Annotated in this window: 9 protein-coding genes and 2 pseudogenes; 10 read left to right on the top strand and 1 reads right to left on the bottom strand. The window is 74.9% G+C overall.

Translation table 11 applies throughout. The features are described from left to right. The 4 genes and pseudogenes from AWW66_RS28790 to AWW66_RS28775 all read left to right on the top strand — a co-directional run. Positions 1-543, top strand: a 543-nt coding sequence (locus AWW66_RS28790) for a glycosyltransferase family 4 protein (protein ID WP_157528076.1), incomplete at its 5' end; no start/stop codon positions are given. Positions 544-566: 23 nt separating this feature from the next. Further along, positions 567-2,938 (top strand): annotated as a pseudogene (locus AWW66_RS28785) (hypothetical protein). Positions 2,939-2,986: 48 nt separating this feature from the next. Continuing rightward, positions 2,987-4,708, top strand: coding sequence for a CTP synthase (locus AWW66_RS28780; protein WP_067372882.1), 1,722 nt, complete (start codon positions 2,987-2,989; stop codon positions 4,706-4,708). Continuing rightward, a complete protein-coding gene (locus tag AWW66_RS28775; RefSeq protein ID WP_067372879.1) occupies positions 4,705-5,310 on the top strand; it encodes an NUDIX domain-containing protein in 606 nt (201 codons plus the stop codon). Before AWW66_RS28780 ends, AWW66_RS28775 begins: the two co-directional genes overlap by 4 nt. 319 nt (positions 5,311-5,629) lie before the next feature. On the opposite strand, the gene AWW66_RS28770 is transcribed toward AWW66_RS28775, so the two are convergent. Continuing rightward, the gene (locus tag AWW66_RS28770; RefSeq protein WP_067372876.1) at positions 5,630-5,884 is read right to left on the bottom strand and encodes a TM2 domain-containing protein; all 255 of its coding nucleotides are present in this window, start codon (positions 5,882-5,884) and stop codon (positions 5,630-5,632) included. A gap of 278 nt (positions 5,885-6,162) precedes the next feature. Between AWW66_RS28770 and ald the strand changes: the two genes are divergently transcribed. The 6 genes and pseudogenes from ald to AWW66_RS34995 form a co-directional block, all read left to right on the top strand. Next, the gene (ald, locus tag AWW66_RS28765) at positions 6,163-7,278 is read left to right on the top strand and encodes an alanine dehydrogenase (protein WP_067372873.1); all 1,116 of its coding nucleotides are present in this window, start codon (positions 6,163-6,165) and stop codon (positions 7,276-7,278) included. A gap of 122 nt (positions 7,279-7,400) precedes the next feature. Next, complete coding sequence (locus AWW66_RS28760) at positions 7,401-8,375, top strand: site-specific tyrosine recombinase XerD (RefSeq protein ID WP_067372888.1); 975 nt, start codon at positions 7,401-7,403, stop codon at positions 8,373-8,375. A 226-nt stretch (positions 8,376-8,601) separates the two neighbouring features. Beyond that, positions 8,602-9,525: a ParA family protein gene (locus AWW66_RS28755; protein WP_067372870.1), complete on the top strand. Its 924-nt coding sequence runs from the start codon at positions 8,602-8,604 to the stop codon at positions 9,523-9,525. 47 nt (positions 9,526-9,572) lie between these two features. After that, complete coding sequence (locus tag AWW66_RS28750) at positions 9,573-10,682, top strand: segregation and condensation protein A (protein ID WP_396890692.1); 1,110 nt, start codon at positions 9,573-9,575, stop codon at positions 10,680-10,682. Beyond that, complete coding sequence (scpB, locus tag AWW66_RS28745) at positions 10,679-11,725, top strand: SMC-Scp complex subunit ScpB (RefSeq protein WP_157528073.1); 1,047 nt, start codon at positions 10,679-10,681, stop codon at positions 11,723-11,725. The genes AWW66_RS28750 and scpB overlap by 4 nt, the downstream gene beginning before the upstream one ends. After that, positions 11,712-12,018 (top strand): annotated as a pseudogene (locus tag AWW66_RS34995) (hypothetical protein); the annotation flags it as partial. The gene scpB and the pseudogene AWW66_RS34995, both read left to right, overlap by 14 nt.

Raw genomic sequence — 12,018 nt, 5'->3', positions numbered from 1 at the left:
AAACGGTACGACGTCCTGGTCGACGCCGCCGCCCGGTGGCGGACCCGGACCCCGCCGCCGGTGGTGGTGGTCGCCGGCAGCGGCCCGGCGTACCTGCCGGTCGCCGCGCGGATCTCCGCCGCCCGCGCCCCGGTGACCCTGCTCGGGCACCGCGACGATGTGGCCGACCTGCTGGCCGGCGCCGACGTGGCCGTGGTGACCAGCGACTGGGAGGCCCGGCAGTTGTTCGCCCAGGAGGCGCTGCGGGCCGGGGTGCCGCTGGTGGCGACCGAGGTCGGCGGCCTGCCGGACCTGGTCGGGGACGCGGCGCTGCTGGTGCCGGCCGGGGACGTGGACGCGGTCGACGCGGCCGTGCGGAGCCTGCTCGACGACCCCGCGCTGCGCGCCGACCTGGCCGCCCGGGGTCGGGCGCGGGCCGGCACCTGGCCGACCGAGCAGGACACCGTCGCCGACCTGGCCGCCCTCTACGCCGAACTGGTCCCCGCCCCCGCGCGGCGGGGCGCGGACCCGGCCGCCGACACCCCGTCGACGGGACGCCGGTGATGCCGCGCCGGGTGTCGCCGACGCTGCTGCGCCGCGCCGCGCCGATCCTGCTGACCCTGGTCGTGGTGGCGCTGGCGGTCACCGCGCTGACCGTCCGGCCGGGCACCGGCACCCCGCAGCGCAGCGCCGACTACGTCGTCCTGGTGGGGATGGCCGGGCTGCGCTGGGACGACGTCGACCCGGAGACCACGCCGACGCTGTGGCGGATGGCCCGGGAGGGCTCGATCGGGTCCCTGTCGGCGCGCTCCGCGCAGCGTCCCACCTGCCCGGTCGACGGGTGGTTGACGGTGGGCGCCGGCAACTACGCGGCCTGGGACGGCAGCCGCCCGCCGGACGCCTGCCCGGTGGACGGGGTGGTGGTCGAGCAGCCCGACGGGATCGGCGCGAACCTGCCCGGCCAGGAGAGCGTGGTGCGGCACAACCAGGACCGGCTGCCCTGGGGCGCGGTGCCCGGGGCGCTGTCGGAGTCGGTGCGCTGCTCGGTCGCGGTGGGCCCGGGCGCGGCGGTGGCCGCGGCCCGCCCGTTCGGCCGGGTGGACCGGTACGCCCCGGGGCTGCCGGACGACCCGGCGGAACTGCTCGGGTCCTGCGTGCTCAGCATCGTCGACCTGGGCACGGTGGCCGGGGAGGACCGGGCGGTCCGGGCCGAGGCGGTCCGCCGCGCCGACGCCGACCTGGCCCGGGTGCTCGCCGCCCGGCCGCCGAGGTCCCTGGTCGTGGTGGCCGGGGTCGCCGACACCGAGCAACCGTCGCGGCTGCACGTGGTGGTCGCCGACGGGCCCGGCTGGGAGAACGGCTGGCTGACCTCGGCGACCACCGCCCGGCAGGGCTACCTGCAACTGGTCGACCTGGCGCCGACCGCGCTCGCCGTGCTGGGCCGCCCGATGCCGGAGCGGCTGTTCATCGGCCGGCCGGCGACGTCGGTGGAGGGCCGGCCGGCGGACCTGGCGATCGCGATCAGCGCGTCGGCCGACGCCGACCGGGAGGCCGGCGCGCAGCGACGGGTGGCGGACTGGTACTTCGTGGTCCTCGCGGTGGGGCAGGTGCTGCTCGCGCTGGCGGTGCTGCCGGTGCTGCGCCGGGCCCGCCGCCAGCCCGGCCCGGTGGGGCCGCAACCGGCGTCGCAGCGGGTGGTGGCCGTGGTGGAGGTGCTGCTCGTGGCCGCCGCGCTGGCGGTGCCGGCGGCGCTGCTGGCCGACCTGGTGCCGTGGTGGCGGGGCGAGCACGCCGGCTGGTCCTTCGCCCTGGTGACGGTGGTGGTGCTGGTCGCCGCGACCACGCTGGTGCGCCGGGTGCCCGGCCACGCGGCGACGTTGGGGCCGCTGGGCGCGGTCGCCGGGCTCGCCACCCTGGTCGTCGGCGCGGACGTGCTCACCGGGGCGCGGTTGCAGCTCAACGGGGTGGTCGGGTACTCGGCGTTGCAGGGCGGCCGGTACGCCGGGCTGGGCACGGTCGGGCTGGGGGTGTTCGTCGCAGGGGCGCTGCTGTCGGCGGGCTGGCTGGCCCAGCGGGTCCGGCGGGAGTGGCGGCCGATGGTGATGGTCGCCGTCGGCGGCGCGGCCGTGGTCGTGGTGGGCAGCCCGTACCTGGGGTCGGACTCGATCGGGGCGATCGCGTTGACCGCCGGGGTGAGTGTGGCCGCGGTGATCAGCGCGGGCGGCTGGTTGACGATCAGCCGGCTGGCCTGGGCGACGATGGCCGCGTTGGCGGTGACCGTTGGGTTCGCCGTGCTGGACCTGCGCCGTCCGGCGCCGGAGCGGGGCAGCCTGGGCCGGTTCCTCGCCGCGATCGGCGACGGCACCGGCGGGCTCACCGTGCACCGGTCCAGCAGCGCGAACGTGGAGACCCTGGTGAACAGCCCGCTGACCCTGCTGGCGCTGGCCGGGGCGCTGCTGGTGTGGTTCGCGCTGATGCAGCCCTGGGGTGGGCTGATGCGGCTGTTCGGGATCTACCCGGCGATCCGGGGCGCGATGGCCGGTACGGCCGTCGCCGCGGGGATCGGCGGGCTGCTCAGCGGCTCCGCCCTGGACGTGGCCGGCGCGGCGGGTGCCCTGGTGGTACCGATGGCGGCGCTGGCCGCGCTGCGGGTGCTCGGCCACTCGGCGGACCGTACCCAGCCGGTGGGGGACCGCCCGCAGGACGCCGTCGGGATGGCCGGTGGCCCGGCGGGGGAGCCGGCGGCGGAGGCGGTCGGCGGGCCGACCCGGGACGCGGTGGACGATTCCGGGCGGGCCGCCCGGTCGGTCACGGAGCCGGCCCGCGCGTGAGCGCCGGCCGGCGGGTACCCGGTCGGGTGCGGCCTGCGGGTCGGCCTCGGGGAGGTGTTACCGTGGAATCCCGTGGATCGCGTGATCACATGGCCCGCAGCCGGGACGGCTGGCTGCTCGGTCCTTGATCGGCACGGCGGTCTGCACGACCGCAACGGACGACACGGGAGCAGGCGTTGGCCCCTACAGCACGGACGACCAGGCACATCTTCGTCACCGGGGGCGTCGCCTCCTCGCTCGGTAAGGGCCTCACCGCCTCCAGCCTCGGCAATCTGCTCAGCGCGCGCGGGCTGCGCGTGGTGATGCAGAAGCTCGACCCCTACCTCAACGTGGACCCGGGGACGATGAACCCGTTCCAGCACGGTGAGGTCTTCATCACCGAGGACGGCGCCGAGACCGACCTCGACGTCGGGCACTACGAGCGGTTCCTCGACCGGGACCTGTCCGGCAAGGCGAACGTGACCACCGGGCAGATCTACTCCGACGTGATCGCCAAGGAGCGGCGCGGCGAGTACCTCGGCGACACCGTCCAGGTGATCCCGCACATCACCAACGAGATCAAGTCCCGGATCCTGGGCATGGCCGATCCGGACGCCGACGGCCAGGTGCCGGACGTGGTGATCACCGAGGTCGGCGGCACCGTCGGTGACATCGAGTCGCTGCCGTTCCTGGAGGCGATCCGGCAGGTCCGCCACGACCTGGGCCGGGACAACTGCTTCTACCTGCACGTGTCGCTGGTGCCGTACCTGGCGCCGTCGGGGGAGCTGAAGACCAAGCCGACCCAGCACTCGGTGGCGCAGCTACGCAACATCGGTATCCAGCCCGACGCGATCGTGTGCCGCTCCGACCGGGAGATCCCGGACAAGCTCAAGCACAAGCTGTCGCTCTACTGCGACGTGGACCGGGAGGCCGTGGTCGCCGCCCCGGACGCGCCGAGCATCTACGACATCCCCAAGGTGCTGCACCGCGAGGGCCTCGACGCGTACGTGGTGCGCCGGCTCGGGCTCTCCTTCCGGGACGTGGACTGGACCCGCTGGGACGACCTGCTGGACCGGGTGCACCAGCCCCGGCACACGGTCACCGTGGCGGTGGTCGGCAAGTACGTGGACCTGCCCGACGCGTACCTGTCGGTCAGCGAGGCGATCCGGGCCGCCGGGTTCGGCCACCGGGCCCGGGTGAAGCTGCGCTGGGTGCCCAGCGACGACTGCGTGACCCCGACGGGCGCGGCGGCGGCGCTGGCCGGAGTGGACGGCATCGTCATCCCCGGCGGGTTCGGCGTCCGGGGCATCGAGGGCAAGATCGGTACCGCCCGGCACGCCCGGGAGCACCAGGTGCCGCTGCTCGGGCTCTGCCTCGGCCTGCAGTGCATGGCGATCGAGGTGGCCCGGCACCGGGGCGGGCTGGACGGGGCGAACTCGCTGGAGTTCGACGAGGAGGCCACCCACCCGGTCATCGCCACCATGGCCGACCAGCAGGACATCGTCGCCGGCAAGGGGGACCTGGGCGGCACGATGCGGCTCGGCGCGTACCCGGCGACGCTGGCCGAGGGGTCGATCGTGGCCGAGGCGTACGGCACCACCGAGGTCAGCGAGCGGCACCGGCACCGGTACGAGGTGAACAACGCCTACCGGGACGCGCTGGCCCGCGCCGGCATGCGGATCTCCGGCACCTCGCCGGACGGGCGGCTGGTCGAGTTCGTCGAGCTGGACCGGGAACTGCACCCGTTCTTCGTGGCCACCCAGGCACACCCGGAGCTGAAGAGCCGGCCCACCCGCCCGCACCCGCTCTTCGCCGCGTTCGTCCGGGCCGCCATCGACTACTCGGAGGCCGACCAGCTTCCGGTGGACCTGGACGGGGCGGCCGGACCGGCCCCGGCCACCGCCGGGTCGGCCTCGTGAGCGCGGTCGAGCACCGCTACGAGCTGCGTGCCCGCCAGGAGCGGTACGCCGGCCGGATCTTCACGGTGCTCAGCGACGAGGTCACCATGCCCGGCGGGGGGACCGCGAACCGGGACTGGGTGCGCCACGTCGGCGCGGTCGCCGTGGTCGCGCTCGACGCCGCCGCTCAGGTGGTGCTGGTGCGGCAGTACCGGCACCCGGTCGGGCGGCACCTGTGGGAGCTGCCGGCGGGGCTGACCGACGTCGAGGGTGAGGACCTGCCGGCGGCGGCGCTGCGGGAACTGGCCGAGGAGGTCGACCTGACCGCGGGCCGGCTGGACCTGCTGGTCGACATGAACAGCTCGCCGGGGTTCACCAACGAGCTTGTGCGGATCTTCCTCGCCCGGGACCTGGCCGAGGTGCCGGCCGACAAACGTCACCAGCGGCACGACGAGGAGGCCGACATGCAGGTGGTGCGGCTCGACCTGGACGAGGCGGTGCGGATGGTGCTGGCCGGTGAGATCACCAACGCGGCCTGCGTGGCGGGTCTGCTGGCCACCGTGCGGGCCCGGGACACCGGCTGGTCGGTGCTGCGTCGCGCGGACGCCCCGCTGCCGGGGTAAGGAAGGGCCCCCTCTTAACGCCTACGGTCGAGAGGGGTCCCCCTCTCACCACCCCGTCGCCTCGCGGCGCGCGTCGTCGGCTGTGGGGATGTGGACGTGGCACCGGGGCCGTGCGGGTGACCGCACGGCCCCGGTTGCCGTGGTGGGAACGGAACGGGCCCGGCCCGTCGGGGGACCTCAGCCCGCCGGGTGGGCGGGCTCAGTGGTCGTCTCCGACGTGGGGTCGGGCCCGGCCCGGGGCGGGCCGTCCGCCGTGCGCCGGCCCGGTCGCCGGGTGGTGCGGTCCGCTGCGTCGCGGACCGACCGCCCCGGCGCGGGGTCAGTCCCGCAGCGGCCGGCCCTGGCCGTCGACGCCACCGTTGACCAGGATCAGGATGCCGTCGATGAAGCCCCAGATGCCGCCGATGCCGCAGGTCACGAGGCTCACCACGAGCTGCAGGACACCGGTCTTGGTGTCGCCCATGTAGAACCGGCCGGCGCCGAAGCCGCCGAGCAGGATACCGAGGAGACCCGCGACGAGCTTGCTCTTGTCCGAGACGTTCGCGGGGTACTGCTGATACGGAGGAGTGGTCATGAGGCGTCACCTTAATGATCCATCGCAACCGCTTTCGCAGCGCGGGGTGGGTGAGGGGGCGATAATGGCCGGACGGCCGAGGTGATATCGACCGGCAGCCGGATCCTCCTGACATGTTGTCAGCTTGGCAGGGCAGGAGCTGTCACACTGCCGGCTGCCGGGTGCTGGCGGGCCGCCTAGACTGCCGCCGACGGGACCGGTGGACGGCGTCGGCAACGGGGCCGCCGCGCACCGGACAGCCGGGCGACCCCCGGTCCCGGGAGAAAGGTGTCACGATCGTGAAGGTCGGAATCCCCCGCGAGGTCAAGAACCACGAGTACCGGGTGGCGATCACCCCGGCGGGCGTCAACGAGTTCGTCCGCGCTGGACACCAGGTGTTCGTCGAGTCCGGCGCCGGGGTCGGCTCCAGCATCACCGACGAGGAGTTCGCCGCCGCCGGAGCCAAGATCCTTGCCGACCCCGACGAGGTGTGGGCGGCTGCGGAGCTGGTGCTCAAGGTCAAGGAGCCGGTCGCCGAGGAGTACCACCGGATGCGCGCCGGGCAGGTCCTCTTCACCTACCTGCACCTGGCCGCCTCCAAGGCGTGCACCGACGCGCTCGTCGACCGGGGGGTCACCGGCATCGCGTACGAGACGGTGGAGCTGCCCGACCGGTCGCTGCCGCTGCTCGCCCCGATGTCCGAGGTGGCCGGTCGGCTCGCCCCCCAGGTCGGGGCGTACCACCTGCAACGGCAGGGCGGCGGGCGGGGCGTGCTGATGGGCGGCGTCTCCGGGGTGTACGCGGCCAAGACGGTGGTCATCGGCGCCGGGGTCTCCGGCATGAACGCCGCCGCGATCGCCCTCGGCCTGCAGGCCGAGGTGCTGCTGCTGGACAAGAACGTCGGGCGGCTGCGCCAGGCCGACGCCATCTACCGGGGGCACCTGCAGACGATCGCCTCCAACGCGTACGAGGTGGAGCGGGCGGTGCTCGACGCGGACCTGGTCATCGGGGCGGTCCTCGTGCCGGGGGCGAAGGCGCCGACGCTGGTCAGCAACGAGCTGGTGTCCCGGATGAAGCCGGGCAGCGTGCTGGTGGACATCTCCATCGACCAGGGCGGCTGCTTCGAGGACTCCCGGCCCACCACGCACGCCGAGCCCACCTACCGGGTGCACGAGTCGATCTTCTACTGCGTGGCGAACATGCCCGGCGCGGTGCCGCACACCAGCACGTACGCGCTGACCAACGTCACCCTGCCGTACGCGCTGGAACTGGCCAACCACGGCTGGCGGGAGGCGCTGCGCCGCGACCCGGCGCTGGCGCTGGGCCTGAACACCCACGACGGGCGGGTGACCTACGGCCCGGTCGCGGAGGCGCACGGCATGGCCGCGACCCCGCTGGCCGACGTCCTCGGCTGAGGCCCGACGTGCCGGCGGACCCGCAGGCGTCGGTGCAGCCGCCGGGGCTGGCCGGCCCCCGGGCCCCAACGGAGCCACAGGTGGCGGCGGAGCCACGGGTGCCTGCGGAGCCACAGGAGGCGGTGGCCGTCGACGCCGGCCCGGCACCCGCGCCGGCCCTGGTGCGGGCCGTGCGCGGGTACCTCGACCATCTCAGCGTCGAACGTGGACTGTCGGCCAACACCCTCGCCTCGTACCGGCGGGACCTGGAGCGCTACCTCGCGACCCTGGCCGGGGCCGGCGTCACCGACCTGGCCGCCGTCGGCCCCGGCCAGGTCGAGCGCCACCTGGCCCGGCTGCGTGCCGGGGACGACGCGCACCCGCCGCTGGCGGCCTCGTCGACGGCGCGGGCGGCCAGCGCGGTCCGCGGCCTGCACCGGTTCGCGCTGCGGGAGGGGCTGACCGGCGGCGACCCGAGCCGTGACGTGCGCCCGCCGACGCCGCCGCGCCGGCTGCCCCGGGCCCTGCCGGTCGACGACGTGGTGCGGCTGCTGGAGACCGCCGGCGCGACGACCACGACCGGTGAGGGCGCGCCGCTGGCGCTGCGCGACCGGGCGCTGCTGGAGTTCCTGTACGGCACCGGGGCGCGGATCTCCGAGGCGGTCGGCGCCGCCGTCGATGACCTGGCCGTCGAGGAGGGCACGGTGCTGCTGCGCGGCAAGGGGGGCCGGACCCGGCTCGTCCCGGTCGGCGGGTACGCGGTGCAGGCGCTGCGGGCCTGGCTGGTGCGGGGCCGCCCGGCGCTGCTCGCCGCGGGCCGGGGCACCCCGGCGGTCTTCGTCAACGCCCGGGGCGGCCCGTTGACCCGGCAGGGCGCCTGGACCATCCTGCGGCGGGCCGCGCAGCGGGCCCGGCTGCCGGTCGACGGCCCGCAGGCGGTCTCCCCGCACACGCTGCGCCACTCCTACGCCACCCACCTGCTCGACGGCGGCGCCGACGTGCGGGTGGTGCAGGAACTGCTCGGGCACGCCTCGGTGACCACCACGCAGGTGTACACGTTGGTCACCGTGGACCGGCTCCGGGAGGTGTACGCCACCGCGCACCCCCGGGCCCGATGAGCCCGGCGCGATCCGCCGGGTACGGTCGATCTCCCTGCTCGGCGGGGGTGTGCCGGCGGTGGGGGAGTCGACACGCCGTACGGGTACCGACCGGTGTGGCGGCTGGTGGCGTACAGTCGGCATCGGCGCGGACCTCCTGGGGCGACAACCGGGGTGCGCAGCGGCGCCGCGAGGGACGTCGGTCGGTTCCGACGCCGGGTGGTCGTCGGGAGGGGGCAACGAGGACATGGCGGGCAACGGTGACCGTGCCGAGACCTGGACGTCGGAGCTCCGCGAGCAGCAGGCGTCGCTCGGCGCGGACCTGGGACCGGCGGATCCGGCGGCGTACACGATGCGCAAGCCCATCCCGGAGCCGATGCCGACCGATCGGCACGGCCCGGCCCGGATCATCGCGATGGCCAACCAGAAGGGCGGCGTCGGCAAGACCACCACGACCATCAACCTGGGCGCGGCACTGGCCGAGTACGGCCGCAAGGTGTTGCTGGTCGACTTCGACCCACAGGGCGCGCTCTCGGTCGGCCTCGGGGTCAACCCGCACAACCTGGACCTGTCGGTCTACAACCTGCTGATGCAGGACGACGTCACCGCCGAGGACGTCCTGATCAAGACCGACGTGGCCGGGCTGCACCTGCTGCCGGCCAACATCGACCTCTCGGCGGCCGAGATCCAGTTGGTCAACGAGGTCGCCCGGGAGATGGCCCTGGCGCGGGTGCTCAAGAGCATCCGCAAGGAGTACGACTACATCCTGATCGACTGCCAGCCGTCGCTGGGCCTGCTGGCGATCAACGCGCTGACCGTCGCGCACGGCGTGCTGATCCCGTTGGAGTGCGAGTTCTTCAGCCTGCGGGGCGTGGCGCTGCTGCTGGACACCATCGACAAGGTGCGGGAGCGGCTCAACTTCGACCTCGAGTTGGAGGGCATCCTCGCCACCATGTACGACAGTCGCACCACCCACTGCCGCCAGGTGCTGCAACGGGTGGTGGAGGCGTTCGGCGACAAGGTGTACCAGACCGTGATCACCAAGACGGTGAAGTTCCCCGAGTCGACCGTCGCCGGGGCCCCGATCACCACGCTCGACCCGGCCTCGTCCGGTGCCCGCAACTACCGCCAGTTGGCCCGTGAGGTGATCGCCGCGCAGGCGGAGCGGTAGGTGCACCGGCCCGTCGACCTGCCCACCCCGTCGACTACGGTCGTCAGGTGACCGCCCCGCCCCTGGACCCACCGACCTCGTCGGACGAGACCGCACCGGCCCCGCCGGTGCCGTCCCCGCGGGCCGGGGCGACGACGGACCCGGCCGGAGCGACGGCAGATCCGGCGGGGGAAACGGTGGACCCGGCCGGTGCGACGGCGGGTCCGGCGGCGGAGGAGAGCGCCGGCTTCACCGTCCGGCTGGACAACTTCACCGGCCCGTTCGACCTGCTGCTGCAACTGATCGGCAAGCACAAGCTGGACGTCACCGAGGTGGCCCTGCACCGGGTCACCGACGAGTTCATCGCCTACATCCGGGCCATGGACGACCGGTGGGACCTCGACGAGGCGAGCGAGTTCCTGCTCGTCGCCGCCACCCTGCTCGACCTGAAGGCCGCCCGGCTGCTGCCCGCCGCCGAGGTGGAGGACGAGGAGGATCTGGCCCTGCTGGAGGCGCGGGACCTGCTCTTCGCCCGGCTGTTGCAGTACAAGGCGTACAAGGAGGCGGCGGCGCACATCGCCGAGCTGGAGGCGGTCGGCGGACGCCGGTACCCCCGGGCGGTCGCCCTGGAGCCCCGGTACGCCGAGGCGCTGCCCGACCTGGTCCTCGGCATCGGCCCGGAGCGGCTGCGTACCCTGGCGGTGCGGGCGATGACCCCGAAGCCGGTGCCGGAGGTCAGCATCGCCCACGTGCACATGGTGCGGGTCAGCGTGCGCGAGCACGCCGCGATCCTCACCGCCCGGCTGCGCCGGGCCGGCACCGCGACCTTCTCGCTGCTCTGCGCCGACTGCGAGGCCACCCTCGAGGTGGTGGCGCGCTTCCTCGCCCTGCTGGAGCTGTACCGGGAGGGGCTGGTCGTGTTCACGCAGGATCAGGCCCTGGAGGAGCTGACCGTACGCTGGACCGGCCCGGCGGACGGCGGCCCGGAGTTGACCATCGACGAGTACGCCGGCACGGAGCGCCCGGAACCGGACGGCACCCCGTCGTCCGACCCGGCCGTCGAGGGGCGGGGACCGGACAGTGCCGGGCAGACCGCTCCCCTGGGGACGAACGGGGCCGACCGGGTGGAGCCGGACGGCACCGGGGCGGCGGGGACGAACGAGGAGCGAGCGGGATGAGCAACGAGGAGCGCCGGGACTCCCTGGCCGAGCAGGCCGCCGCCTGGGTACCCCCGTGGGCCCCCGAGCGCCGCACCGCCACCCCCGACCCGGAACCGGCGGCGGACCCCGCCCCGGAGCCGGCCTCCGCAACCGAGGCGACGGTGGCCCCCGGGCCGCAAGGACCGGACGGGGTCCCCGCGCCCGAGCCGGCGGCGACCACGGCGCCGGAACCGGACGAGCTGTCCGCATCCGGGTCCGCGGTGACCTCCGCGCCGGATGCGGACGTGATGTCCGTCTCGGAGCCGTCGGTGGCCTCCGTGCCCGAACCCGGGGCGGCCCCCGCGCCGGAGCGGACGCCGGACGGGCCCGGCGGGAGCCCGGAGCCGGCCGGGCCGGATTCGGCCACACCCGCCATCGGGGCCGGTGAGCCGGCGGCGGAGGCTGCCGGGGCACGGTCGGCAGGCCGCCGGGGACGGGGGCGCCGGGCGGCGCCGGAACCCGTGCCGGTGGTGCTGGCCGACGCGGAGCTGCGCGGGGCGCTGGAGGCGATCCTGCTGGTGGTCGACGAGCCGGTCAGCGAGCTGGTCCTCGCGCAGGTGGTGGAGCAGCCGGCGGAACGGGTCGGGCGGATGCTCGACGAGATCGCCGCCGGGTACACCGCCGCCGGGTACGGTTTCGAGCTGCGCCGGGCGGCCGGCGGCTGGCGGCTCTACACCCGGCCGGAATACGCCGGGTACGTGGAGCGGTTCGTGCTGGACGGGCAGTCGGTACGGCTGACCCAGGCCGCCCTGGAAACCCTGGCGGTGGTCGCCTACAAGCAGCCGGTGACCCGGTCCCGGATCTCCGCCATCCGGGGTGTCAACTGTGACGGGGTGCTCCGTACCCTGGTCTCCCGGGGCCTGGTGGAGGAGTGCGGCACCGAGCCGGAGAGCGGCGCGTTCCTGTACCGGACCACCACGATGTTCCTGGAGAAGCTCGGGCTGAACACCGTCGACGAGCTGCCGCCCCTGGCCCCGTTCCTCCCCGACAACGTAGAAGAGCTTGCCGATGCCACGCGATGACCACTCCTCCCGTTCCCAGGCGCGCAGCGACCGCTCCGGCGCGTACGGTGACCGCACCGCCGCCCGCAGCGACCGCGCGGGCGGGCGTGCCGACCGCGCCGACCGCGCGGGCGGGCGTACCGAGCGCGCCGACCGCGCTGGCGGGCGTACCGAGCGCGCCGACCGCTCCGGTGCCCGCGCCGATCGCACCGGGGGGCGGAGCGACCGCGTCGGCGGGTGGAGCGACCGTTCCGCCGCGCGCAGCGACCGTGCCGGCGGGCGTACCGACCATGCTGGCGGACGCACCGAGCGGG

The sequence above is a fragment of the Micromonospora rosaria genome, from assembly GCF_001567585.1.
Lineage (GTDB): Bacteria > Actinomycetota > Actinomycetes > Mycobacteriales > Micromonosporaceae > Micromonospora > Micromonospora rosaria.
The sequence above is the reverse complement of the archived record's forward strand: the minus strand, read 5'-3'. Positions and strand labels throughout refer to the sequence as shown.